The sequence below is a fragment of the Arthrobacter sp. MAHUQ-56 genome (assembly GCF_019710585.1).
In the GTDB taxonomy this organism is placed as follows: Bacteria; Actinomycetota; Actinomycetes; order Actinomycetales; family Micrococcaceae; genus Arthrobacter.
In genome coordinates, this window is sequence record NZ_JAIFZQ010000020.1 from 326,152 (window position 1) to 350,028 (window position 23,877).

Annotated in this window: 22 protein-coding genes and 1 pseudogene; 16 read left to right on the top strand and 7 right to left on the bottom strand. The window is 65.4% G+C overall.

Annotation, left to right across the window (positions count from 1 at the left end):
• Positions 1–24: 24 nt before the first annotated feature.
• Positions 25–753, bottom strand: a complete 729-nt coding sequence (locus K4G53_RS13860; protein ID WP_308287887.1) for a response regulator transcription factor — start codon at positions 751–753, stop codon at positions 25–27.
• A 152-nt stretch (positions 754–905) separates the two neighbouring features.
• Between K4G53_RS13860 and K4G53_RS13865 the strand changes: the two genes are divergently transcribed.
• On the top strand, positions 906–2,621 hold the full coding sequence (locus tag K4G53_RS13865; protein ID WP_221386267.1) for a cell wall metabolism sensor histidine kinase WalK: 1,716 nt from the start codon (positions 906–908) through the stop codon (positions 2,619–2,621).
• A gap of 72 nt (positions 2,622–2,693) precedes the next feature.
• Positions 2,694–2,840, top strand: coding sequence for a hypothetical protein (locus K4G53_RS13870; RefSeq protein WP_221386268.1), 147 nt, complete (start codon positions 2,694–2,696; stop codon positions 2,838–2,840).
• 159 nt (positions 2,841–2,999) lie between these two features.
• Here K4G53_RS13870 and K4G53_RS13875 read toward each other — a convergent pair whose 3' ends face one another.
• On the bottom strand, positions 3,000–3,464 hold the full coding sequence (locus K4G53_RS13875) for an Lrp/AsnC family transcriptional regulator (RefSeq protein ID WP_221386269.1): 465 nt from the start codon (positions 3,462–3,464) through the stop codon (positions 3,000–3,002).
• A 245-nt stretch (positions 3,465–3,709) separates the two neighbouring features.
• Between K4G53_RS13875 and K4G53_RS13880 the strand changes: the two are divergent.
• Positions 3,710–4,078, top strand: a pseudogene (locus K4G53_RS13880) (response regulator transcription factor); the annotation flags it as partial.
• Positions 4,079–4,111: 33 nt separating this feature from the next.
• Here K4G53_RS13880 and K4G53_RS13885 read toward each other — a convergent pair.
• A complete protein-coding gene (locus K4G53_RS13885; protein ID WP_221386271.1) occupies positions 4,112–4,528 on the bottom strand; it encodes an Hpt domain-containing protein in 417 nt (138 codons plus the stop codon).
• Between the two features lie 419 nt (positions 4,529–4,947).
• Between K4G53_RS13885 and K4G53_RS13890 the strand changes: the two genes are divergently transcribed.
• The 5 genes from K4G53_RS13890 (at position 4,948) to K4G53_RS13910 (ending at position 11,716) form a co-directional block, all read left to right on the top strand.
• On the top strand, positions 4,948–6,207 hold the full coding sequence (locus K4G53_RS13890) for a polysaccharide deacetylase family protein (protein ID WP_221386272.1): 1,260 nt from the start codon (positions 4,948–4,950) through the stop codon (positions 6,205–6,207).
• 192 nt (positions 6,208–6,399) lie between these two features.
• Positions 6,400–7,632, top strand: coding sequence for a pyruvate dehydrogenase (acetyl-transferring) E1 component subunit alpha (pdhA, locus tag K4G53_RS13895; protein ID WP_221386273.1), 1,233 nt, complete (start codon positions 6,400–6,402; stop codon positions 7,630–7,632).
• Positions 7,629–8,756, top strand: a complete 1,128-nt coding sequence (locus K4G53_RS13900) for an alpha-ketoacid dehydrogenase subunit beta (RefSeq protein WP_221386274.1) — start codon at positions 7,629–7,631, stop codon at positions 8,754–8,756. Before pdhA ends, K4G53_RS13900 begins: the two co-directional genes overlap by 4 nt.
• A gap of 2 nt (positions 8,757–8,758) precedes the next feature.
• Positions 8,759–10,246 carry a dihydrolipoamide acetyltransferase family protein gene (locus K4G53_RS13905; protein WP_221386275.1) on the top strand — a complete coding sequence of 496 codons (1,488 nt, stop codon included), beginning with the start codon at positions 8,759–8,761 and terminating at the stop codon, positions 10,244–10,246.
• A 240-nt stretch (positions 10,247–10,486) separates the two neighbouring features.
• Positions 10,487–11,716, top strand: coding sequence for an acyltransferase family protein (locus K4G53_RS13910; protein WP_221386276.1), 1,230 nt, complete (start codon positions 10,487–10,489; stop codon positions 11,714–11,716).
• Here K4G53_RS13910 and K4G53_RS13915 read toward each other — a convergent pair.
• A complete protein-coding gene (locus K4G53_RS13915; protein WP_221386277.1) occupies positions 11,713–12,006 on the bottom strand; it encodes a hypothetical protein in 294 nt (97 codons plus the stop codon). The genes K4G53_RS13910 and K4G53_RS13915 overlap by 4 nt on opposite strands.
• 239 nt (positions 12,007–12,245) lie before the next feature.
• Between K4G53_RS13915 and K4G53_RS13920 the strand changes: the two genes are divergently transcribed.
• The 8 genes from K4G53_RS13920 (at position 12,246) to K4G53_RS13955 (ending at position 19,252) form a co-directional block, all read left to right on the top strand.
• On the top strand, positions 12,246–13,214 hold the full coding sequence (locus K4G53_RS13920) for a hypothetical protein (RefSeq protein WP_221386278.1): 969 nt from the start codon (positions 12,246–12,248) through the stop codon (positions 13,212–13,214).
• A gap of 2 nt (positions 13,215–13,216) precedes the next feature.
• Positions 13,217–13,879 (top strand): hypothetical protein, encoded by a 663-nt coding sequence (locus tag K4G53_RS13925; RefSeq protein ID WP_221386279.1) that lies wholly within the window; start codon positions 13,217–13,219, stop codon positions 13,877–13,879.
• 221 nt (positions 13,880–14,100) lie between these two features.
• The gene (locus K4G53_RS13930) at positions 14,101–14,832 is read left to right on the top strand and encodes a bacterial transcriptional activator domain-containing protein (protein WP_308287888.1); all 732 of its coding nucleotides are present in this window, start codon (positions 14,101–14,103) and stop codon (positions 14,830–14,832) included.
• Between the two features lie 56 nt (positions 14,833–14,888).
• Positions 14,889–16,472: a triacylglycerol lipase gene (locus K4G53_RS13935; protein WP_221386281.1), complete on the top strand. Its 1,584-nt coding sequence runs from the start codon at positions 14,889–14,891 to the stop codon at positions 16,470–16,472.
• Positions 16,473–16,512: 40 nt separating this feature from the next.
• Entirely contained in the window at positions 16,513–17,838 is a 1,326-nt protein-coding gene (locus K4G53_RS13940) for a S8 family serine peptidase (RefSeq protein ID WP_221386282.1), read from the top strand.
• A 74-nt stretch (positions 17,839–17,912) separates the two neighbouring features.
• Entirely contained in the window at positions 17,913–18,143 is a 231-nt protein-coding gene (locus K4G53_RS13945) for a hypothetical protein (RefSeq protein WP_221386283.1), read from the top strand.
• Positions 18,144–18,212: 69 nt separating this feature from the next.
• Positions 18,213–18,884, top strand: coding sequence for a TetR/AcrR family transcriptional regulator (locus tag K4G53_RS13950; protein ID WP_221386284.1), 672 nt, complete (start codon positions 18,213–18,215; stop codon positions 18,882–18,884).
• Positions 18,885–19,000: 116 nt separating this feature from the next.
• On the top strand, positions 19,001–19,252 hold the full coding sequence (locus K4G53_RS13955; RefSeq protein ID WP_221386285.1) for a hypothetical protein: 252 nt from the start codon (positions 19,001–19,003) through the stop codon (positions 19,250–19,252).
• A gap of 23 nt (positions 19,253–19,275) precedes the next feature.
• On the opposite strand, the gene K4G53_RS21340 is transcribed toward K4G53_RS13955, so the two are convergent.
• The 3 genes from K4G53_RS21340 to K4G53_RS13970 all read right to left on the bottom strand — a co-directional run bounded on the left by K4G53_RS21340 (position 19,276) and on the right by K4G53_RS13970 (position 23,749).
• A complete protein-coding gene (locus K4G53_RS21340; RefSeq protein ID WP_260323603.1) occupies positions 19,276–21,150 on the bottom strand; it encodes a DNA/RNA non-specific endonuclease in 1,875 nt (624 codons plus the stop codon).
• 129 nt (positions 21,151–21,279) lie between these two features.
• A complete protein-coding gene (locus tag K4G53_RS13965) occupies positions 21,280–23,358 on the bottom strand; it encodes a matrixin family metalloprotease (RefSeq protein ID WP_221386286.1) in 2,079 nt (692 codons plus the stop codon).
• A complete protein-coding gene (locus tag K4G53_RS13970; protein WP_221386287.1) occupies positions 23,351–23,749 on the bottom strand; it encodes a hypothetical protein in 399 nt (132 codons plus the stop codon). Before K4G53_RS13970 ends, K4G53_RS13965 begins: the two co-directional genes overlap by 8 nt.
• Positions 23,750–23,877: the final 128 nt, after the last annotated feature.

The window sequence follows — 23,877 nt, forward strand, 5'->3', positions numbered from 1 at the left end:
TGCACGGACGCCCCGGTCGGGTCGCTAAAGCACCAAGGAGTAACCCCCGGGGTCCGCGCGAAGCCAACGGTACGGCCGCTCGGTGTCACCCATCTTCTCGCGCAGGCTGGCTATCAGGGAATCGACTGCCCACTCCTCCCTGCGCGTCACAGGCTCTCCGGTTTCGTAGTGGACGGAACGGAGCTTCTGCGCCAAATCGGCCTTGCTGCGGTAAACCCAAGTGCTTTCCATGAGCGTGTGGAGGAGGTCGAATTCCCGGCCCGTGAGATCCAGTTCAATTCCGTCCGCCTCCACCTTCCGCGTCCGGACATTTAGTACCAAGCCGTTGTGCTCCAGCCGCTCGGCAGAACGGCGGCCGCTGCCTCCCGCGCGATGCTTGAGCGCGGGCGTTGGGCTCTCCTGCCAACGGGGACGCCGAAGCAGTGCGTTGATCCGGGAGCGCAATTCACGCGGACGAAAGGGTTTGACTATGTAATCATCCGCGCCGTTGTCCAGCCCCATCATCGCGTCCGCCTCATCGTCCCGACCCGTCAGCATGATGACGTAACTGTCGCTGAACAGGCGAATGCGCCGCGCCGCTTCGAACCCGTCCATATCTGCCATCTCAATATCGAGAGTGACAATCATCGGATCATGCTGGCGGACCAGTTCCACGCCCTTTTCCCCGCTTGGCGCGCCGTGCGTCACAAACCCGGCTTGCCGAAATACCACCGCGATGAGCTCCCGGACGTCTTCCTCGTCCTCAATAATCACAGCAACGCGAGACCGTTCCACGGATTTCCCCCTGTTCTTTACCCAGTACAAGAACTGTTCCCCATCCGGATTAGCAATAAACGCACGATTGAGGTGCGATTCTTTGGGTACGCCTTCAAAGCCGCGTCTATTATCCGAAACTGGGGGAAATAATGCAGACAACGGCCACGTCAGCCCACAGGGCCATCAAGGAAGACGTTGAGGACCTGGCCCACCAGGTCAAAAGCAGATTCTTCAGCGATGCGACGCAACGGCGGAGCATGCTCGTTAGCCAACTTCCGTTAACAGGTTCCCTGCTGACGGTTGCTGTCATGCTGGCTTTTGTTCGCCCGGCAGCGCTACGAGATACCGGCCTGCAGCTCTCGCTCATGTTGGCGTTGGTCATCACTGTCCTGTGCGTGCTGCTTCCTTGGAACCTCCTGCCCGCGAAGACATACCTTTCGGTTCCACTGCTGGACTTTGTGGTTGTCGGGCTGGCACGTGAGGCTACTGCCTCTTCTTTTAGCAGCCTTGGCCTGTTGCTGGTCTTTCCCGTCATCTGGCTTGCTGCCCGGGAAGGCAAGATGGGCGTGGTCCTGTCTTTTTCGGCAAGCCTCCTGACCGCTGCGGTGCCGCTCTTTGCCGGCGCATCGGCCACGCCGTCCGATATAGCGCGCCCCTTCCTGCTTCCGTTGATCATGACGGTGATCGCCTTGGCCGTGCACATCCTGGTAAGCAGCCTTGGCAGCCAGGATGCCAAGCTCAAACGCCAGGACGAGGAACTCAGGAAGGCCTATGAGGAAAGCCTGGCACGGCAGCGCCTGCTGGACACAATGCTGGACGTCGTGGGCGTCGGAGTCCACGCCGTGGACGCCGCCGGCAATGACATCCTGGTCAACCGGCAACACCGCCGCAACCGTGCGCTGTCCCACCCCTCGGGGAAGGAACAGGATCTGAACCTTTTGGCGAGTGATGGCAGTACCCCGCTTCCTCCTGAACATGGTCCGGTTGCCCGTGCGGCCCGGGGGCAGTCCTTCTCGGACTACATCGTCCGGCTGGGCAGCCCCACGAACAACCGGGTACTTTCGTCCACGGCCAGGGCAATGACGGACAAGGACGGGAATTTTGCCGGATCTGTCCTGGCTTTCAGCGATGTAACGGAACTTGTGAACGCCCTGGCAATAAAGGACGACTTCGTTGCCAATATCTCCCATGAATTCAGGAGTCCGCTGATGTCTATCATCGGATACCTGGATCTCGTTTTGGACACTCCCGAAGACCGGGCAGGCCAGCACAGGGAGTTCCTGAGGGTTGCCCAAAGCAACGCCGAGAAGCTCCTCAATCTGGTTTCAGATCTCCTCTCGGCCTCATCCGATTCCATGGGAGTCCATCCCCAGAAAATGGACCTCCTGGACCTGATCCGCATTTCCGTGGTTTCCGCTTCACCGAGGGCAGGAAGCCGCGGTGTGGAGATCATCAATGAAGCAGCACAACCGCTCTGGCTGACAGCGGATCCGTTCCGTGTTGGCCAGGTTTTGGACAACCTGCTGTCCAATGCGATCAAGTACTCGGGGCCCGGAGGCACCGTGACGATCCGCGCGTGGGACACAGGACGCGAAATCACGCTATCTGTTACCGATACCGGGATCGGGATCAGTCAGGAAGACCTGCCAAAGATTTTCACGCGGTATTTCCGGTCCAACGCTGTGCGCGAATCGGCAATACCCGGGGTAGGCCTGGGACTTGGCATCGTGAAGCGGATCGTGGAAAACCACGGAGGATCGATTACCGCGAGCAGCAGGATCGACGTGGGAAGCACCTTTACCGTAATTCTGCCGAAGGGGACGGACCACGATGCAGCGGAAACTGATGCCTTGACAACCATTTGACATAGTTTGTCAATTAAACTTTTGCGTGATTAGGTCGTGGCGGTGAGATCCGCGGTACCAATGGAGGCAGGTTTGGCTATTACCGATTACGTCTTGGCGCTGTGCGCCTTGATGGGCACGCTGCTGGTTCCTTTCGTTGTCCTTTGCCAGTTGCTGCGCCGGAAGCGCCGTGCACTCCGGTTCCCTGCCCGCCCCACCCCTCACAGCATCGAGCACTGAACATGCCCTACGTAGACATTAATCCCCACAAAGGCCGCCCCAAGTGGCAGGGGTACGCCATCCTCGCCGTCCTCCTGGTCCTCACAGTGGCCGTTGTTGTTGCCGCGCTTCTGCGCTACTGAGCAGTTGATGGATTCTGGCTTGCCGCGGCGCCGGCGCCTACCGCGTATCCACATCCTCAAACACCAGGAACGTCTGGGTGTCCAGCACCCCCGGCATGGTCTGCAGCTGGTCGAAGATGACCCGGCGCAGGTCGATGTTGTCCACCGCGCGGACCAGCAGGATCACGTCGAAGTCCCCGCCCACCAGGGCAATGTGGTGCACCTCCGGGATCGCGCCCAGCTGGTCGCGCAGTTCCCGCCAGGAGTCCTGCTTCAGTTTCAGCGTCACGTAGGCCGAGGATTTCAGTCCCGCCTTGATCGGGTCCACCAGCGCCGTGAACCGGGTCAGCACCCCGTCGCCGGTCAGCCGGGCGATCCGTGTGTAGGCGTGCGCGCGGGAGATATGGACGTTTTCGGCCACCTGAGTCACGGACATCCGGCCGTCCCGGGTGAGCTCGGCGATGATGGCGCGGTCGATCTCGTCCAATGGCACTTCTCCAGTGCCGGCATCTTTGCCAGCCATTTCGTGTACGCCTCCTGCCGGTAATGCCCATCAGAACGACAATTTGTCTCCCATCCTAGGGTGGACCGAAGCAACTTCCCGCTGGTTTCGCCGAATCCCCATACGGAATAGCAGGCAGCTGACCTGGATGGCGTTGAATCCAGTAAATGGAATGCAAAAATTGCCGACACGCTATACGGTTGGGGCGGGGGTGTGAATGGCCGTGGGCGCTGGGTCCACGGAACTATGGATTCTCTGGGGGAGCCATGAGCACTTTAGGCCTCGCTTTGGTTGTCGAAGACGATCAGGACGTGCGGAACCTTCTTGAGGGTGTGCTGTCCCAGGCCGGGTTCGACGTATGCACCGCCGTCGACGGCCGCTCCGGACTTCAGGCGGTACGGGCCACGCAGCCTGCCCTCGTCACCCTGGACGTGGGGCTGCCGGACATCGACGGGTATGAGCTCCTGCGCCGCATCCGCGGGCTCAGTGATGCCTACATCGTCATGCTGACGGGGCGGACTGCCGAATCTGATCTGTTGAAGGCTTTGACGGCTGGAGCGGATGAATACATCACGAAGCCCTTCCGGCCCAAAGAGATGCGCGCACGGATCGAAGCGATGATGCAAGTGCCGAGGAGCGCCCGGCCGGTGGCCAACTGACAATGGCTTTCAGGCCTGGCCGGAATAGCGCCGCCTGATCGCCTGAACGGTCCCTTGCCCGCATTCCCGTATTTCACTCAGCAGCACCCCGGATTCCCGCAGGGCCCCTTTCCGGATTTGGGCTTCCAGTGTCCCGGCAAGACCGGCAAGGCGCAGGCCTCCGATCATGTGGGAGGTGACCTTGAGGCTGATGACAGCGTCCAACGCCTCATCCTTGCCATTAGGGCGGGCCACTGCCTCCGCCAGGCGCCGGCAGCGGTACTCCCACATGCCCACGTAATCGCTCGCGAAATTCCGGACCAACGGCACGTCAAGATGGTCCTCGAGATCACGAAGAACAGCCAAGTCCAGCAAGGGAAGCGGACCCGCATGGCCATGGGCGGCCGCGGCAGCTACGTCAGCGTTCGGAGGAGGTACAGGAGGCATGCTTCAACGCTATGCCACGTCCTCCCGGGTGGGCCCAGGCTTGGGCGGATCCTTTCACAATCCAAGGCTTTCCCTGCGGTTACTGGGATTCGGGGAACCCTTCCCAGCACAGTAGTGCTCCGTCGTGGCATTGTTCCGCGTTCCTGCCCTTTGATTATGATGCCTCGAGGAGTTTGTTTTCGTTGACCAGGCAATCCCTATTCCCGGGGGGCGGGAGGACCGGTGTGATCTTGCGGATCGTCCTGGGCTGGTTCTGTGTGCTCGTACTCATCTGCGCCGGCGATGGATTGAATGGGTCCACTGTGTCCCTGCAGCAACCCCGGGCAGCCGCGGCCGTCAATAACGTCGACGTGCCTGTGTTGCGGCCGCCGCTGTCCGATGCGCGTTGGACTCCGGTTCAAGTGCCGGGCGGGTACCCCATGTCATTGACCGCCGTTGTCGGGGCGCACCAGGTGAAGGCTTCCTGGACCTACGTGGACGGCCTGCCAGGGTTGAACTCCCACCTGGATTCCTGGCTGCTGGGCATCCTGGATGCGGCGGCCACCCCTTCCGGCGGCCGCTACCGCCCGGCAATGGCGGTGAACGCTTCACAGTCTGCGAATCCCGGCCTCACGGTCTCGGCCCAGCCTGTGCAGGCTGCCGGGACGGTGATTGTGGTCAGGGAAAAAGTGAGCGGTACCGGCGCGGACGGAACCAGTGCCGCGAGTTCGGAGACGATCTATGCCGACACGGTTTCAGGAGAGGTGCACCGTGCTGCAGAGTTGCTGAGGCCTGAGGCCTTGGATGCCCTCCCGGCACGGGCTGCTGGTGTTCCGGCCGGGATCGCAGGGCCTGCCGCGCAGCAGCCTGCGCTGTCAGACGTTGTTCTGACCCCCTCGGGAGAGCTTCACATCACCGCACACCGCCCTGCTGGAGGCGGCCGGTCAGATCAGGAGAAAGCAACCATCTCCGCCGGCGACGCCGAAGCCATGCTGAGTGACATGGGACGCAAAATGCTGGGTCAGCTACAGGCTGCTGAGTCGCCTGCCCCTGCCACGGCGGCGGCCTCGCCCCTCAGGCACGTCAACTGCGACCTCGTCCCGTGTGCGGCACTTACTTACGATGACGGTCCGGACGCCAGGACAACACCACAACTGCTGGCCATTCTGAAAGAGAAGAACGTCCACGCAACGTTCTTCATGACCGGGTCCAACGCCGCATCCAATCCAGCCATCGCGAGGCAGGTCGCCGAGGCCGGTCACGCCATCGGCAACCACACCTTCAGCCACCCGTACCTGACCAAGCTGTCCGCGGCCGGGGTCAGGAGCGAAATGGACCGGACCGATGCCGCCATCCGTGCCGCCGTCGGTTCGGCCCCGTCATTCATGCGCCCGCCCTACGGGGCAGCCGACGCTGCCGTGCAGAGGGCCGTGGGCAAACCCTTGATCCTCTGGGCTGTCGATTCGCTGGACTGGCAAAGCAAGAATCCAGCGGTGTTCGTGCCCAAGGTGCTGAAGGAAATCACACCCGGCGCCGTGGTGCTCATGCACGATGTTGACCCCACCACCATCGCAGGCCAGCAGGAACTAATCACCAACCTGCAGACACAGGGCTACACACTCGTGACAGTCCCGCAGATCTTCGAGGGAACACCGTTAGTGGCAGGCCACGTCTACCGGTCACGGCCAGAACGTAGGTAACGGCCTGCGGCTGCAGCATGCGTGCCCGCCATTTCGTCCACGGCTCCCGTCGGTAATCCACATCACAGTGACAATTCGTCTCCCATCCTGGGCAGATCGGAACAGCTTCTCCACGATTTGCGCAGAAGCTGGATACGAAACCAGCCCCGGGACAATACTGGGAGGGAATAGTGGCTACCGAAGGACGGACCAATGACGATCTCCGCAGACCACACCGCGCCGCACACCAGCCCCGCGCCCGCAGAGGATGCGCTCACGGAAGCTGTGAAGAAGTTCGGCATCACGGTGGAGGACTACATGCTCCCCGCCCGGCACCAGATCCAGATGGTGGACCCGGACGGCAGGCTCAAGCCCGAGGCTGAGCAGGGCACCCAGCCCGGCCACGAATACCCCGTGCCCGGCGACGCCGAACTGCTGGCAGCGTACGTACAGCTCGTCGTCGGCCGCCGCGTGAATGACCAGAACTCCGCCCTGGTCCGGCAGGGCCGCATGGCCGTCTACCCCTCCAGCCACGGCCAGGAAGCCTGCCAGGTGGCCGCCGCCCTCTGCCTGTCCGAGGGCGACTGGATGTTCCCCACCTACCGCGACGCCGTCGCCGTGATGACCCGCGGCGTGGACCCCGTGCAGGTGATGACCATCTTCCGCGGCGACTGGCACGGCGGCTACGATCCCCTGAAATACAAGGTGGGCATCCAGTGCACCCCGCTCACCACCCAGCTGCTGCACGCCGTCGGCGTTGCCCACGCCGCGAAGCTGCGCGGCGAGGACACCGTGGTGCTGGCCATGTGCGGCGACGGCGCCACCAGCGAAGGCGACTTCCACGAAGCCCTCAACTTCGCCGCCGTCTTCCACCTGCCCGTCATCTTCTTCGTCCAGAACAACAAGTACGCCATCTCGGTGCCGCTGGCACACCAGTCCGTGGCGCCGTCGCTCGCCCACAAAGCCGTGGGCTACGGCATGGCCGGCGAACGCGTGGACGGCAACGACGTGGTGGCGCTCCTCGCCGTCCTGGACCGCGCCGTGAAACTCGCCCGCGAAGGCTCCGGCCCGCTGCTGGTGGAAGCCAACACCTACCGCATGCAGGCCCACACCAACGCCGACGACGACACCCGCTACCGGGAAAGCGCCGAAGTTGCCGAGTGGCGGGCCAAGGACCCCGTCAACAGGATGCGCACCTACCTCACCGACCGCGGGTTGCTGGACGACGACGGCGAGGCCCGGATCCGTGAGCACGCGGAAGCGGTTGCCGCGCAGCTGCGCGAAGGCCTCGGCGAGGACGTGCCCGTGGACCCGCAGGACCTCTTCCGCCACGTCTTCGCCCGCCAGACACCGCAGTTGAAGGAACAGTCCGCCATGCTCGCCGACGAGCTCGCCCGCGACGCCTCGTCTGGGCAGAACCCAGCTTCGAAGGAGGCCGGCCAGTGAGCCCTACCATCACCACCTCGTCCGAGGCCAACGGCAACGTGTCCGCCGCCACCGCCCGGGCCGCCGCCTCAGCCGCAGCGTCCGCCGAGGCCGCCGGACCCCAGCCGGTCACCATGGCCAAGGCCCTCAACACCGCCCTCGCCGACGCCATGTCCGCCGACTCCTCCGTCCTGGTCTTCGGCGAGGACGTGGGCACCCTGGGCGGCGTCTTCCGCATCACCGACGGCCTCACCGCCACCTTCGGCGAGCAGCGCTGCTTCGACACGCCGCTGGCCGAATCCGGCATCGTGGGCATGGCAGTGGGCATGGCCATCAACGGCATGCGCCCGGTGATCGAAATGCAGTTCGACGCGTTCGCCTACCCGGCCTTCGAGCAGATCGTCAGCCACGTGGCCAAGATGCACAACCGGACCAAGGGCGCCGTGAAGCTGCCCCTGGTGATCCGCATCCCGTACGGCGGCGGCATCGGGGGAGTGGAGCACCACTGCGACTCCTCCGAGTCCTACTACGCCCACACCGCCGGCCTGAAGGTCTACACCCCGGCCACCGTGGCGGACGGCTACCGGATGCTCCGCGAAGCCATCGACTCGGACGACCCCATCATCTTCATGGAACCCAAGAAGATGTACTGGACCAAGGACTCCGTGGACCTTTCGGAGCTGCGGCGCCTTCATGAGGAAGGGCTTCGTGCGGAAGGCACGACGGCGGGACTTGGCTCCGAGGGGCGTGCCGCCGTCGCGCGTCCCGGCACCGACGCCACCCTGATTGCCTACGGTCCGTCCGTCCCCACCGCTTTGGCTGCCGCGGAGGCGGCTGCCCTGGAGGGACGGTCGCTGGAGGTGATCGACGTGCGGACCATCGTGCCGTTCGACGACGTTACTGTTTGCGAGTCCGTGCGGAAGACCGGGCGGGCCGTGGTGATCGCCGAGGCGCACGGGTTCGCGTCCGTGTCCTCCGAGATCGTGGCCCGGGTGCAGGAGCGCTGCTTCCACTACCTGGCCGCGCCGATCCGCCGCGTGACCGGGTTCGACGTCCCGTACCCGGCGCCCAAACTCGAGAAGTACTACCTGCCCGGCGTGGACCGCATCCTCGACGCCGTTGACGACCTTCAGTGGGAGAACTGACCATGAGCGAACCACGCGTGTTTTTGTTGCCCGACCTGGGCGAGGGCCTGACCGAAGCCGAACTGGTGGCCTGGCATGTCTCCGTTGGTGACGAGATCGCTGTCGACCAGCCGATCGCCGAGGTTGAGACCGCCAAGTCCGCGGTGGAGGTGCCGTCTCCCTATGCCGGGATTGTGGCCGAGCTGCACGGAAAGCCGGGGGAGACCCTGGACGTGGGGAAACCGCTGATCTCGGTGATGCCTCTCTCTACTGGCGCCGCCGCTCCCGTGGCTGCCGCGGATGATGCCGCCCCCGCCCCTTCGCCGGACCAGCCCGAGGTTGAGCCCACCGAGACCGAGCTTGGCGAGTCAGGGGCCGAGCCTGCTTCGCACCCTGAGGCCGAGGCCTACCGGGAAGAAGAGAAGGCCGGATCTGGAAATGTTCTGATCGGTTATGGAACTCCGGGCGGGCATGGCCAGGCGCGGCGGACCCGTGCTCCCAAAGCTTCGGTATCGGTGCTGGAGCCGCAGGAAACCAAGCCTGTTGAGTCCAAGGAGGACGAGCTCGCGCTCCTGCGCACCCGGGTGCCCGGCAAACTGGGGGCCGTCATCTCGCCGCTGGTCCGTCGAATGGCGCGGGAGCACGGCGTGGACCTGGGCGACATCTCCGGCTCCGGCGACAGCGGACTGATCATGCGCCGCGACGTCGAGGCTGCCATCTCTGCCCCGGTGGTAGAACCTGTCGAAGCCAAGCCAAGTCCGGTGGTTGAGCCTGTCGAAGCCCAGGGACGCGACTCCCGCACCGGCCTCGCAGTCTCCGCCCGTACCCCAGTCCGGGGAGTCCGCAAGGCTGTGGCCGCGAACATGGCGCGCAGCCGCTCGGAGATCCCGGAGGCAACGGTGTGGGTGGACGTCGATGCCACGGCGCTCGTGGAGCTGCGCGAAGGGCTCAAGGCCACCGGCGCTGAGGTGCCCGGCCTGCTGGCGTTCATTGCCCGGTTCGTCACTGCGGGCCTGAAGAAATACCCGGAACTCAACACGCGGATTGAAACAGCGGAGGACGGGTCCCAGGAGATCGTGGCGTTCGACGGCATCAACCTCGGCTTCGCCGCCCAGACCGACCGCGGCCTGGTGGTGCCCTCCGTGCGCGGCGCCGAGAAGCTCAGTGCCCGCGAACTCGACAGGGAGATCCGCCGCCTCACGAATGTGGCCCGGGACGGCAAGGCGACCCCGGCTGAGCTGGGCAGCGGAACGTTCACGCTGAACAACTACGGCGTGTTCGGCGTCGACGGATCCGCGGCGATCATCAACCACCCTGAGGTGGGGATCCTGGGGGTGGGCCGGATCATCGACAAGCCGTGGGTGGTGAACGGCGAGCTGGCCGTCCGCAAGGTCACCGAGCTCACCCTGACGTTCGACCACCGCGTCTGCGACGGCGGCACGGCAGGCGGCTTCCTCCGCTTCGTGGCCGACGCCATCGAAAACCCCACCAGCCTCCTCACGGACATCTAGCCCGGGGCGTCGGGCTGCCGTCATTTCGACGCGCAAATCCATTCCCGACGCGCATAGTGGATGGCGCCACCCATATATCGGTAGCGTCATCCACTTTGCGCGTCGAAAATCCAGAACGGCGGTCGCCTGACCCGTTTCAGGCGGGTCTTTCGGCTCTGGAGGGCGGGCCGGGTCCGGACGACGATCAAACAAGACGATCAAACAAAGGGGTGACCACCAGCACCGCAAGGAGGCCCTGAAATGCCCCATGCAGCAAGGCCAGGACTGCCGGCAGCGACCGGTGAGGGGCGCCTGGTTTTCCTGGATGTCCTGAGGATCCTGATCATCTCCATGGTGATCATCCACCACGCCGCGCAGGCCTATGGGCCGACTGGCGGCTTTTGGCCGGTGGAGGATGCTGCCACGAGCGAATGGTTCCGTCCGTTCTATACGGTGAACGCCGCCGTCGGCCTGGGGATGCTGTTCCTGATCGCCGGTTACTTCACGCCAGCCTCCTACGGGCGGAAGGGTCCGCGCCGGTTCCTGCGGGAGCGGTGGACCCGGATCGGGATCCCGCTGGTGGTCTTTGTGGTGTTTGTGAACATTCCGCTCGCCTACCTGGCCTCCGGGCGCCCGGAACCATGGACATTCATCAAAGGGCTTTACGGGGATGCATGGCAGGGCGCCTACTTCCACCTGTGGTTCCTGGGACACCTCCTGATCTACACGGCCGTTTATGCATTGTGGGCCGGGCGGAGGAGATCACGCGCCGCGGCGGTACCTGCTGCCGGGGGAGGGGAGAGCCGGGGGTTGTTGCCGCCACCGGGCCATGCTGCACTCCTGGGTTTCGCGGTGGTCCTGATCCTGGTCACCTGGATTATCAGGTGGTGGTTTCCCGTTGACTCCTGGCTGCCGCTTTTCTTTGTGGTGCCCGCAGAGCCCGCGAATTTCGCGCAGTACGTGAGCCTGTTCGCGCTGGGCATCCTGGCCTACCGGAACCACTGGTTCACGCGCATCCCCAGAGCCGTGGGCCTGCTCTGGCTGGCTGTGGGGTTCCTTGCCACCGTGGCCATTTTCTCGCTCCAGGCCTTCAACCTCTGGTTCACCCTGACGGCAACCGGCGGGTTCGGCTGGCCCTCTCTGGTGCGTGTCTCGCTGGAGACGCTGGTGTGCATCGGCCTGTCCGTGGGACTGATCGTGCTGTTCCGCGAGGTGTGGCACCGGGGCTCGCGGCTGCTGGCAGCCATGGCGACAGCCAGCTATGCGGCTTACATTCTCCACGTCTACATAGTGGTGGGATTGCAGGTTGCCGTCCTCCAGTACCCATGGCCCGCAGGGGTGAAGTTCCTCGCGGTGGCAGTGGCGGGCGTGGCCCTCTCGTTCGGCATCGGCCACTTTTCGCGCACCGTGCCCGGGCTGGGCCTGGTGCTGGGTACGCGAAGGGAGCGGCCCCCGGCAGCCGGCGGTACTTCTGCGCCGCATCCCGCCTAGGGCAGGCTTCTCCCGCCCGGCAACCCGTCCACTCCCAGCAGGTAGTCCAGCTGCGCTGACTGATGTGCCTTGAAGGCCCTGTCCGCGTTGGCGTTCGTGCTGGCGATAAACGGTATGTCCAGGCTGGCATTGCAGCCCCGGCAGCGGATCTCGTCCGTCCACACCCAGCTGTAGGCGGGGTGGCTTTCCTGTACTCGTTGCATCGCAGTGGTGATTACTTCAGTCTTGGCCGCAAAATGCGCCGCGTCCCCGTCGCTGAGGCCGCTACCAATTTCGATGTCGATGCTCATCGTGCCTCTTCCGTTGTTCCCCGGATGGTGCACCTGACAGTAGTGGCTGGAGTGCGGGCAAGGAACGACCCTTTGGTTACGTTTCTGCAACCCTTCTCTCACCTCCCAAACTAGGGCGTACGACGGCGGCCGCGCGCCGCCGTCGTACGCCTCCTTTCTGAGGGGGCACAGGGCAGTAACGCCGCAGTAACGGCCGATGTGCGCAAATGCGAGATGCCCACCAGGCACGAGGAGCAGCAGTGAACCCGGGCAGGCGTCCGGCACGCCGGCCGGACGCGCGCCGCAGCCGCGCATGGACCGCGCGGTCCGGCGCTGCCCGGCGGAAGGGGCGTGCGACAGCCACCACGGGGGCGGACCTGAGCCACTCCATAGTGCAGTGGTTCGCGATCATCGCGCCCCTGAGCACTGTGGCCACGGCGCTGGCGTTCTGGTTCGGCTGGACCATGACGGCCACCCGCACCGCCTATTTCGGGATAGACCAAAGCATTCTCGAATACTCCACCGTCGACTACCTGCTGCGCAGCGCCGACGCGATCATCGTCCCTGCGATATCCATCCTTCTCATCACCTTGGCGTGCATCGGCATCCACGCGTTGACGGCCAGCATCATCGGCCGTTCCAGCCTTTACCGGTACCTTCTTTTCGGTGCGTGGACCATCCTCTGCGCCGGCGTCCTCATCACCGCGCTTGCCGTGTGGGTGATGTTCGAGGAACCGCCTTTCGCAACCCCGTTCCTCTTCGAACCGGCGGCTTTGGGCAGCGGCATTGCGGTCAGCGCCTACGCTTTCTGGGTGCTCCGCAGGCTGGCCACGTCCGACGGCGACAGGCCCAGGCGCCTGCCCCTGTGGGAAAAGCTCGGCTACGTGTGCGCTGTGCTGCTGGTGGTCCTGGCACTGTTCTGGGCCTGCTCCCTGTACGCAGGGGCTTTGGGCACCGGCAGATCCCGGGAATATGCCCGTGAGCTGGCAAAACGCCCCTCCGTGGTGGTCTACAGCGTCCAGTCGCTGGCTCTCGCGAGCCCGGTCCGCGAGGACAGGATTTCCGACCCGGATGCGAAGTACCACTTCAAATACACAGGGCTGAAATTCGTCACCAGGAGCGCCGACAAGTTCTTTCTCCTTCCCGAAGGCTGGCGGCGCGATACCGGGGTGGCCATTATTCTGGACGACAATCCGGAATACAGGGTGGAATTCCTTCCGGGAGGCTGAAAATGGGAAATCCAGCAATAGGAAAATGCATTGCCTGCCTGCTTGGCCTGGGAGTGCTGTCATCCTGCACAGGGACTCCGGGCGGCACGGGGAGCGCCAAGACCGGGGACACCCAACCAGTCGTTGAGAACCGCGTGCGGATCGGCGAGGAGAACTGGATCGTCCAGCCCGGACAGGCAGGCGCCCTCGCTGAAGCCGGCACGGTCGAGTCGATAGAAATCACCAACGGCACCGATGCCGACGTGACCGTGCCCGACGCCGGCATCAACAACACCGCCTTCCGCGTCATCTTCAACGGCTGCACCGGCATCCTGAAGCCGGGCGAAGCCTGTATTGTCCGCGGTGAATGGACCGCCACCAAGGTGCGGGAGGCAAACCTGGAAGTGTCCGTCGCCGCGCCGGGTGCTGCTACGGCATCCCCCAAAAAGGGCATTTCAGTCCCGCTGGGAATGGCTGCCGGCGTCGCCCCCGAAGCAACCCTGCCACCCACCACACGCTCGACGGCGGAGCCCTCGCCGTCGACCTCGACGACGCCGCCCCCACCCACTCCGTCGGGAACTTCCGGGACCGCAACACCGCCACTTCCGACGCCGTCTACCCTCAAACCCCTGCCCGGACCTGCTGTTGGCACACCCCTGAAACCCCTGGTCCCAACGGTGAAGTAAACCCCGGGCCCCCTATGACACTTTTTACCGCTATAGGAGAGCGCGCTCTCTCCTTTGGAAAAGAAGAAATAGCTTATTGACAGTACCGTTCGTACTGTGGATCCTCATTCATACCTCCTCCATCTTTTTGACAAATCGGAAATCAGGTTTCGATGGGCACGGTCGATTATGGGGAACTGAAACTGGACTTACTTCGGTCCTGGCGGCTCCGCCGGGACGATGTGACTCTCCACGTTGCGACACGGCAGCAGCGGCTCATTGCATCCCTGGCTATCCGGGGACCGAGCCTGCGGGCCCATCTCAGTGGTCTGTTGTGGCCGGAGTACCCGGACGCCAGGGCCCTAGAAAGCCTGCGGGTCAGTGTCCACCTCATTTCCCGCGAGGTGCCCGGGCTGATCGTCAACGGCGGGGCAACGCTGTCGCTTGACGAGCGGGTTGAGGTGGACGTGCAGCGGATCCGGTCCCAGATCCAGGCGCTGCAGGACGACCGGTACAGCGGAAGCGCCGCCTCCCTGCTGCGTGAGCTGCGCGACGCTGAACTGCTTCCGGGCTGGTACGAGGACTGGGTGGTTTTCGCCCAGAACCGCCTGACGGAGGACCGCCTCCAGGCCCTCGCCATGGTGGCACGGAAGTCCCTTGCCGCCGGTGACCCCGAAACAGCGACGGAGGCTGCACGCGCCACCTTGGAAATCGAGCCGCTGTACGAGGGCGGAGTGTCGTTCCTCGTCGCAGGCGAACTCCAGCGCGGAAACCCGGGCGCAGCGCTCCGCGCCTACGAGCGGTACCGGGAGCAGCTCGAGACGGACATGGGCCTGCAGCCCTCCGCGTCCCTCACAGGCCTCGTGGCCGAACTACTGGACCGGCAAACGGCGGCAGAGCATCCGGTGGCGGACCGCATCGTGTCCGCCGCCGGTTCCCTGCTGGGCGTCCGGCCGGCCTTCCGCCCCCTCTAAGCCTTCCACGGTAAGCAGTAACGCGGCCGTAACGGCACCCGTGCTGCACTCTCCCCATGGGAAATGCCCTTCACGACGGCCGCCTGCCGGTGATCTACGTCCGCGGGTTCGCGGGCACCGGTGCCGCCGTCAACAGCGCTGTTGACGATCCCTTCTACGGCTTCAGCCAGGGTTCCGTCCATGTCCGCGCCGACGGCAGCGGACGGGCAAGGTTCCACCAGTTCGAGTCCCCGATGCTGCGCCTGGTGGCAGACCACCAGTACGAGGTGCCGGTCCACGGGGACCAGCTGGCGTTTCTCAACAGCGCGGACGCCGACTCCGTGAATCCGGCATCGATCTGGATCCACCGCTTCTACGACGACGCGGCAGACACCTTCGACGCGGACCCCGAAAACTTTTCGTTCGAGGAAGCGGCACGGGACCTGTTCAGCATGATCAAGCTCGTGCTGGAAAAGACCGGAGCGCCGAAGGTGTTCCTGGTGGCGCACTCGATGGGCGGGCTCATCTGCCGCTCACTGCTGCAGCGGATCATTCCGGAAAGCCTGGCCGGCGACGACGGCGGGATCGATCCCGCCGCGGGGGCCAAATACGTTGCCCGCGTCTTCACGTATGCCACTCCCCACGGCGGCATCAAATTCGCCGTCGGATTCGGCCTGCTCGAGAGGCTCCGGGACGCCACCCGGATCCAGGGGGCCGATATCTTCGGACCCGACCGGATGTACGAATACCTCACGCCGCCGGCGCTCCGGCGGACCCTGACGCGCGAAAACTTCCACGCCACCGAGATGCCCGAGGACGGGTTCCCCCTGGGCAACCTGTTCTGCCTGGTGGGCTCCAACCCGGAGGACTACGACGTCGCCCTGGGCCTGTCCAGTAAAGCGGTGGGCGCCCGCAGCGACGGGCTGGTCCAGATCGACAATGCCGCCGTCAAAGGCGCGGTGGTGGCGGTGGTGCACCGCAGCCACAGCGGACGCTACGGAATCGTCAACTCCGAAGAGGGCTACCAGAACCTCCAGCGGTTCCTGTTCGGCGACCTCAAAGTCGAGGTGGAACTGGTGGGCTTCACGGTGGGCAAGTCCTATCCGCCGGAGGTCGAGTTCCAGCTGGACGTGGGCCTGGCCATCCGGGGGCTGCCGGTCCTGGTGCACGAACAAACCGCCGCCCACTACTGCCCGGTCCAGATCGAGCATTGGAAGGATGGGGACCCCATCGACTCGCCGGTCCCGCTGCTGACCACGTTCCTTTCCTCCAAGGCACCTCGGCCGCTCCTGAACGGGAAGGTGGTGCCCCGGCTCCGCCAGGCCCTCAAGCTCAGGCTGATGTCCATCACGGAAAAGGACGGACACTTCTTCTTCGCGGACCACCTGGAACAAACCGAGGACTGGCAGGACACCCTGCTGGTGGAAATTGAGCCACCAGCAGCGGACCGGCCCCTGCCCAAGGCCTGGGCCGCGTGGAACAGCACGATCCCCAGTGCCCTGCGCGACTGGAGTGCCGGCGATGGGGACCTGCTGAAGGACACGGACCCCACCCCAAACCGGTGGCAGGGATTCATTCCCGTTCCCGAGGTGTCCAGGCACCTTCTCGGCACCAACGCGGGCCTGCGCCTCACGGTCACCCCCAGGACGCTGGCCCTCTGAAACCACGCACCACCCTCCAACCCAGCAAAGGAGACTTGAAATGATCGACCCAAATTCCTTCCCCACGTCCGAGAATTCGGCCGGGACCGTCCCGGCGGCGGACTATTCCGGGGCCGAGACCACCGGCCGGTTCATCGTGGTCTTTGCCAGGGACGCCGCCAGCCCGTCCTCGGTGCTGGAATCGGCAGGACTGTCCAACGTGGCGGACTCGCGGGACTTCGGGGACCGCGAAGTGGACGTCTCGGAAAGCAGCGGCGCGGACGCCACGTACTTCAGCTCCCTGGGCATCGCCGTGGTTTCGGCCGCGCCGGAGCAGATCGGCGCGCTGCAGACCACCGAAGCGGCGGAGAACGCAGTACTGTCCGTATCGCCGGAACTGATCCACCATGTCCTCCCGGCAGGCACCACCGAATACGTCAGGGGTTACCGCGACGCCGTCCTGGACCTGGACACCCGCCTGAACGGCAACGGCCAGGGCGCGGGGGCGGCGGCACCGCCAACCGTGCCGATCTTCCAGGACACCGCCCAGTTCACGTGGGGGCTGCAGGCCGTCCAGGCCACCTCGTCCCAGTACTCCGGGCGCGGGGTCAAGGTGGCAGTCCTGGACACCGGTTTCGACGCAACCCACCCTGACTTCGCCGGACGGAACATCACCACCCGCTCCTTCGTCCAGGGGGAGGGGCCCGAGGACGGACACGGCCACGGCACGCACTGCATCGGCACCTCCTGCGGCTCCAAGTCGCCGTCCACCGGGCCGCGCTACGGCGTGGCCTACGAGGCCGACATCTTCGCCGGCAAGGTGCTGGGCAACTCGGGTTCCGGCAGCGACGCCGGCATCCTGGCCGGCATCGACTGGGCGTTGACCAGTGGCTGCCACATCATCTCCATGTCCCTCGGGGCCGACGTGCCGCAGATCCACCCGCCGTACGTGGCAGCAGGCAAGCGGGCCTTGGACGCCGGGACGCTGATCATCGCAGCCGCCGGAAACAACGCCCGGCGCCTCCAGGGCAACTTCGGATTCGTCGGCACCCCGGCCAACAGCCCGTTCATCATGGCGGTGGGCGCTTTGGACCACCAGCTGGACGTTGCCTTCTTCTCCGCGCGCAGCCTGCCGGTCCGCGGCGGGCAGGTGGACGTTGCCGGCCCCGGCTGGCAGGTCTACTCGTCCTGGCCCATGCCCACCCGGTACCGGAGCATCAGTGGCACCAGCATGGCCACCCCGCACGCCGCCGGCGTTGCCGCCCTCTGGGCGCAGGCCACCGGCTTCCGCGGACGGGAACTCTGGTCCTCGCTGGTCCAGGAATGCGACCGGCTCATTGCACCGTCGCTGGACGTTGGCTCCGGCCTGGTCATCGCCCCTGTGTAGGAGCCGCGTGTACGGCCGCCTGTAGGGACGGCTGATAGGAACCGCCTGCGACGCGAAGAGGAATAACCTGAGGAATGGTCAACATCAATGTAACGGTGCACCAGGATTACCTGTCCGCCATCGCCGATGTCGCGGACGCGCTGCGCGCCCGCGGCATGCAGGTGGAACAGGTCCTGGCGATGGGCTTCATCACCGGTTCCGCCCCGGATGACAGCCTGCAGGACCTGAAGTCTGTGAGCGGAGTGCTGTCCGTGGACGAGGAGCTGGGCTACCAGCTCCCGCCCCCGGACGAAGACATCCAGTAGCCGGAAAACGGTTTTTCACAAAGGCCCGTACCGACCGGTCTGTCTGGTTTTTCGTGTAGAGTCCGGGGAATGGGACACTCCACAGGCTCTTTAGCTGATCCGATAGCCAGTTCCGGGTCTCCACGGCCGGCATCCGCCGGTGCCCGGGAGCGCATACTGGCGGCCGCTTACGAGTTATTCGGGCAGCGTGGCATCCGCGATGTGGGTATATCAGAACTGATTTTGCGCGCCGGGGTGGCCAAGGCCACGTTCTACGGCCACTTCTCCTCGAAGGATGAACTGGTCCTGGCCTTCCTGGAACATTGCCACCAAGACCTCACTGTTGAGGCGATCATCGCCGAATGCAGGCGGAGATCCGATGACCCGACGGCCCAGGTGCTGATAATCTTCGACGTCCTTGACGGGTGGTTCCGTCAAGATGACTTCCAGGCCTGCGCCTTCGTCAAAACCATGCTGGAGATGGGGCCCACACATACCCTCGGACAGGCGTCCGTCAGCTATTTGGCTCAGGTAAGGGCTTTCATGCGAAAGCTCGCCGAGGAAGCGGGCCTTGAACAGCCCGAGGTCTTTGCCCGGTCCTGCCACATCCTGACAAAAGGCTCCATCATCTCAGCGGTCGAAGGAGACAGGGAGGCAGCTGTGCTGGCCAAACGTATGGCCGCCGCCCTCATCTCCCACCACGGAGGTGCCGCAACCCTCGCCGATGGCAGCGCCGCCATTGGCCGTCAACCGGATAAATAGCACCTGCTGACATGTGCTTCACCGGCGGCCTCCGCGCCGGGAACCGCTGCTCCCGCCAAGTTCAAAACCGCTGTAGCCGCACGGCGAACAAATGCACCTTGTTGAAAGAAGCCACCATGGCCCACTCGCAGTTCGACCAGTTCCTCCAGGAAGCAACCTTCCACGATCCGGAGTACGACCGGGCTCTCGACGATGACTCCTTCTACGGCCTTTACACCAGCTGGTGCTACGTCTCCAGCACGGCGCCGCAAGCAGAGGACGTGTTTTGGGCTGCTATGCGCCAGCGTATGGATCCAGGGCAGTGCCTTCGCATGAAAGGACCCGCGGCCGCGGACTACATCCTGGCCAGCTACCCCGGCCTAGTCTGAGACTGCACCGTGACCGTAGGCACTCACCACTGGATGTCCGAGGTATCGTCCAGCGGCCGCCTGTCGCCAACCGCCTCGGGGACGGCGAAGGTGTCCGCCTGCCGCAGCGCATCGGCGAACTGCAGGATGGTCCGCGCCTCGATTTCGCTCACGGCAACCTGGAACACCCGGAATTCGTCGAGCTCGAGCGCTTCGAGCTGGTCCAGGTTCTGGGTCAGCAGGAAGCCCCTGGCCTTGAGCTGTCCGTGCTCCACGAACGCGATGATTTTCCAGTACTCGCGCGGCAAGGGAATTCCCCGGTAGACGTGGTCACCGTCCTGCAGCACCGGCCCGCCGAACACGCTGACCTTCAGGTTGTCGACGTCCACGTCCTCGAACACGGCATCCTCAAGCCGGCCCCAGACCCCGTTCTTGCTGCTTTGGTTGAAGTCCTCCAACTGCGGGGTGATGTTCGTGAAGTAGAACGAGTCCTTGTTCGCGCGGCCGGCCTCGTCCGCCGCTCCCCACAGCAGGTCGGCCCGGCGCGCCAGATGGCCGCGGTCCACCCGGTTGCCGCGGTAAAGCTCGTCGCCGACCTGGACGCCGACGGGGAGCCGGGGGTCCTTGATGAAGCTGATTCCGGACCGGCTGAGTTTCTGCAGGCTGCCGCCGTCGATATTCCACGCCACCCAGCGGGCAAACCGCCGTGAGGTGCTGAGGCAGAGCGAGAAGTGGGTGTACGGGATGATGTCCGAGCCGGCGAAGCGCACCGCGTCGGTGTTCACGGCGGCGCCGAGCGTGGGCACGGCGATGTGGGGCCCGAGGAAATCGGCGAGGAACCCCTCGGGAACAACCTCGGCAGCCTCAGGAGCCGCCGGCGGCCGCAGGGTGATTTCGAGCTTCTCGAACACGGACTGCGGCAGGCAGGCCAGGGCGTGCTCGTCCGGGCTGTCCCCCGATTCCCCGCCGAAGTGCAGCCCCGCCAGGACAGTGGTGAGCTCACCCGACGGGGTCTTGAAAATCCAGGCCGAGCCCGAGTCCCCGCCGCGGCTGATTTCCCCGTCCGCGGAGGGGTTGGCCGGGTCCGGGCCGATTTCGAAGCCGCCGATGGTGTGCATCCCCGCAGCGCCGTAAAAGAGCTTGGCGATCACATCCACCCGCCGCACCACCCCGTGGGTGACGCCCGTGGTGCGGCCGCTCTTGACCACCTTGTCGCCGATTTCGGGTTCCCCCAGCTGGTCCGGCGTCACGTCCAGGGACTGGATGGCCGTGGTGAAGCCGCGGTCCGTGATGGTGGCCACGGCGCAGTCTCCCGCGACGCCCAGATGGGAGCGCACCAGCCGGCCGAGGCCGTTGGCGTTGACCCGGTTGTCGTCGTGCGGGCCCGGCTGGACCACCACGTCGCCAAGGGCTCCTGTATCGCCGTGCAGCACGTGCCAGTTGCTGAGGACCAGCGGCGTCCCGTCGTGCCTGTCGTACACGATGCAGGCAATGGTGCCGGCGCTGGAGTGGATGTTGCCCACGCTGACTCCCGGCCTGATGGGGTCCAGCCGGACCTTAGTGGGCGGGGGCTCAACTTCTGCCACCGCCCGGAACGAGGGGCGGTAGTCCCGCTCGATCACATCGGTTTGTACCGGGATCCCGTCCACCATGATGGTGTCCGGTATGGGTTTGGTGTTGATGGAGTCCAGGGCTTCCGGGGCCACCTTCTCGCCCACGGTGAACTGGAGCGAGATCTCGCCCGTCGGCTTCCCGTCCACCACCTTGTGGCCCACGCCGATCGAGGTGATGTTGGGATCCTCGAGGTAGGCGGCGCCCTTGGTCCGGATGAACTGCCGCAGCGAGGCCAGCATCTGTTCGTTGTCGCTGGCTGCTTCGGGGCTGCTTGCTTCGGGGGAGGGGCGGTCGGTGGTGTCCATGCCAAGTCCATTTCCTGGGTGTGGTGCTTTTACTGCTCGGCCGCGGCGGGCGGCCTTGGGTGCGTCCGGGGTGGCGTACGACGGCGGCCCAGCCCCGCCGTCGTACGCTTCAGTTCCCTGCCGCGCGCCTTAGGCGCTGGCAGGCATGCCCCGGTCCGGCATCGCGTCCGATGCGCGTTCCTGGCCAGCGGCGCCGGAATCTCCCGCGGCCTCCCTGGCCGGAGATTCCTCCATTGACCCGGCGGGCATTTCCGCTGCTGCCGGCTGCTGGTGGCCGTTGGTTGTCAGGCTCTCGGCCATGGTGCCGGCGGGCATCTCCACGGTCTGCGGGACCACGGCTGCGGCGGCCTCCTCCTCTCTGCCCGTCCCTTCGGCCGTCTCTTCGGCGGCGGCAGCCTCGGTGGATTCTCCGGTCAGGAAGGGACTGTTTTGCCACCTGTGCCAGAGGGCGTTGTCGGTGCCGCGGACGAAGGCTTCAAGCCGGCCGTCGGCGTTGCTCCCCACCGTGATGTTGGAGGTGAGGATGCCGCCCAGGGAGGCCCAGCCAGTCCAGCCGCTGTTCGGTGCTGTCTGCCAGAGGTGCCACAGCGCGTTGTCCGTGCCGCGGACGAAAGCCTCCAGCCGGCCGCTCGCGTTCCTGCCAACGGCGATATCGGAGGTGAGGATGCCGCCCAGAGAGGCCCAGGCCGACCAGCCGCTGTTGGGCGCCGTCTGCCACTTGTGCCAGAGGGCGTTGTCGGTGCCCCGGACGAAGACTTCGAGGCGGCCGTCGGCGTTGGCGCCGGTGCTGATGTTGGACGTGAGGATGCCGCCCAGGGAGGCCCAGGCCGACCAGCCGCTGTTGGGCGCCGTCTGCCATTTGTGCCAGAGGGCGTTGTCGGTGCCGCGGGCGAAGATTTCAAGGCGGCCGTCCTTGTTCCTGCCCACGGCAATCTCGGACGTGATCACCCCGCCCAGGGACGCCCAGCCGGACCAGTTGCCGTTCGGTGCCGTCTGCCATTTGTGCCATACGGCGCCGTCCGTGCCCCTGGCGAAGACTTCGAGCCGGCCGTCGGCGTTGCGCCCGGTGGCGGCGGGCCCGGTGATGCTGCCGCCCAGGGAGGCCCAGCCGGCCCAGTTGCCGTTGGGCGTGCTCTGCCACCGGTGCCACAGGGCATTGTCGGTGCCGCGGGCGAAGATCTCCAGCCGGCCGTCCTGGTTGCTGGCCACCGCGATCTCGGTGGTGATCACCCCGCCCAACGAGGCCCAGCCGGCCCAGTTGCCGTTCGGGGCAACCTGCCACCGGTGCCAGACGGCGCCATCGGTGCCCCTCGCAAAAGCTTCCAGCCGCCCGTCCTTGTTGTTGCCCACGGCGACGTCCGAGGTGATGACACCGCCCAGGGAGTTCCAGCCGGACCATGGCTGCGGCGCGGCCGGGTACAGGGCGCGGAACCCGTCGAGGTCGTCCTGCGTGAGGACGCGTTTGGTGAAGTTGGAGGCCACGGTGGGTGCCATCACCGAGCCGGCAACGCTGGAGTGCGCCAGCCCCACAATGTGGCCGAATTCGTGCAGGGCGACCGTTTCGATGTCGAAGGCGTTCGCCACGGCGCCGACGCTCCAGACGTGTTCGCTGTCGTCGAAGTGGACCGGTTTGGGGAGGGTGTTGGTGATGACACTGCAGCCTGGCGGGAAGTCGGCGTGGGCCAGGACGCCGCCCACCATCGAATGGTCGGGGTCCGCCGCGGGCCGCCAGCCGATGCGGACGTCCGGACTGGAGCCGACGGCGACTTCGGTGAAGGTCAGTCCGCCCACGCCCTGCCAGGTCTGGATGGCGCGCCGGATGGCGTCGAACTCGGCGGTCCCGGCGACGTCGTCGGTGCCGGTGTCGAAGGCGAATGTCAGGGTCCGGTCCACCCACGCGCACGCCGTGGCGAAGTCGAGGTCGCCGCCGCGCTTGTCCGGGAGCCCGCAGCGGGGCCGCATCATCGCTTCCCGGGTGGCGTCGTCGAACACGCCGGTGACGGGGAGGTTGAAGAACTCCTGGAAGCTTCTTAGGGCCCCGGCCGTGGGATCGTCCAGGACGCCGACGTCCCTGGCGGCGGATGGCCCCAGGTAACCAAAGCGCTCGAGGTAGCTTTGTACCTTGCTGAAGCCCGGATTGCTTTCGCCCGGGCCGGTGTTCTGGACGGCGGCGAGGAACGGCGCCGCGGAGTACAGCTCTTCAGTCATTGGTTTCTCCTTGTTCTGTCCGGATTTGATCTGTCCGGATGCTTCGCAGGATCTGCAGGGCGACGTCCTTGGGGGCGCCGGCCGGTTGATGGACGACGGCGGTGGCCCGCCCGTGGATGGTGACGGCAACGGTGCGGGTGCCCTCCTCTTCGAACACGACGAAGTCCGCGGTGGCGCTGCCCACCGGTTCCTGCCAGTGTTCGAAGCCGGGCTTGGCTCCATAGCGTGTGAGGGGGTCGGCGAAGGGGCTGGCATCAACGGTCAGCCGCATGCCGGCACCTTCGAGGACGGCCGCGCTGCCCTCGAAGGCTGCCTCGTCCAAGGGGACAAGCTGGGCCGGGACGTCCAGGGCCAGGCCCGCCACCCGGACCGAACTCCAGGGCTGACTCATCACACCGGCCTCACAATTGCACCGGCCTCACACGCGGGGGAACCACAGGTAGAGTCGATCAGACGCGCGTTACTGCGCCGTTACTGCCCGCGCCGTTACTGCTGCCGTTGGCGTGCAGTGTGCGGCCG

What these genes read in the sequence shown, in the direction of transcription:
- K4G53_RS13865 (WP_221386267.1), top strand. Translation starts at nt 906, where the DNA reads ATGCAGACAACGGCCACGTCAGCCCACAGGGCCATCAAGGAAGACGTT.
- K4G53_RS13875 (WP_221386269.1), bottom strand. Translation starts at nt 3,464, where the DNA reads ATGGCTGGCAAAGATGCCGGCACTGGAGAAGTGCCATTGGACGAGATC.
- K4G53_RS13885 (WP_221386271.1), bottom strand. Translation starts at nt 4,528, where the DNA reads ATGCCTCCTGTACCTCCTCCGAACGCTGACGTAGCTGCCGCGGCCGCC.
- K4G53_RS13890 (WP_221386272.1), top strand. Translation starts at nt 4,948, where the DNA reads ATGTCATTGACCGCCGTTGTCGGGGCGCACCAGGTGAAGGCTTCCTGG.
- pdhA (WP_221386273.1), top strand. Translation starts at nt 6,400, where the DNA reads ATGACGATCTCCGCAGACCACACCGCGCCGCACACCAGCCCCGCGCCC.
- K4G53_RS13905 (WP_221386275.1), top strand. Translation starts at nt 8,759, where the DNA reads ATGAGCGAACCACGCGTGTTTTTGTTGCCCGACCTGGGCGAGGGCCTG.
- K4G53_RS13910 (WP_221386276.1), top strand. Translation starts at nt 10,487, where the DNA reads ATGCCCCATGCAGCAAGGCCAGGACTGCCGGCAGCGACCGGTGAGGGG.
- K4G53_RS13915 (WP_221386277.1), bottom strand. Translation starts at nt 12,006, where the DNA reads ATGAGCATCGACATCGAAATTGGTAGCGGCCTCAGCGACGGGGACGCG.
- K4G53_RS13925 (WP_221386279.1), top strand. Translation starts at nt 13,217, where the DNA reads ATGGGAAATCCAGCAATAGGAAAATGCATTGCCTGCCTGCTTGGCCTG.
- K4G53_RS13935 (WP_221386281.1), top strand. Translation starts at nt 14,889, where the DNA reads ATGGGAAATGCCCTTCACGACGGCCGCCTGCCGGTGATCTACGTCCGC.
- K4G53_RS13940 (WP_221386282.1), top strand. Translation starts at nt 16,513, where the DNA reads ATGATCGACCCAAATTCCTTCCCCACGTCCGAGAATTCGGCCGGGACC.
- K4G53_RS13945 (WP_221386283.1), top strand. Translation starts at nt 17,913, where the DNA reads ATGGTCAACATCAATGTAACGGTGCACCAGGATTACCTGTCCGCCATC.
- K4G53_RS13950 (WP_221386284.1), top strand. Translation starts at nt 18,213, where the DNA reads ATGGGACACTCCACAGGCTCTTTAGCTGATCCGATAGCCAGTTCCGGG.
- K4G53_RS13955 (WP_221386285.1), top strand. Translation starts at nt 19,001, where the DNA reads ATGGCCCACTCGCAGTTCGACCAGTTCCTCCAGGAAGCAACCTTCCAC.
- K4G53_RS21340 (WP_260323603.1), bottom strand. Translation starts at nt 21,150, where the DNA reads ATGGACACCACCGACCGCCCCTCCCCCGAAGCAAGCAGCCCCGAAGCA.
- K4G53_RS13965 (WP_221386286.1), bottom strand. Translation starts at nt 23,358, where the DNA reads ATGACTGAAGAGCTGTACTCCGCGGCGCCGTTCCTCGCCGCCGTCCAG.
- K4G53_RS13970 (WP_221386287.1), bottom strand. Translation starts at nt 23,749, where the DNA reads ATGAGTCAGCCCTGGAGTTCGGTCCGGGTGGCGGGCCTGGCCCTGGAC.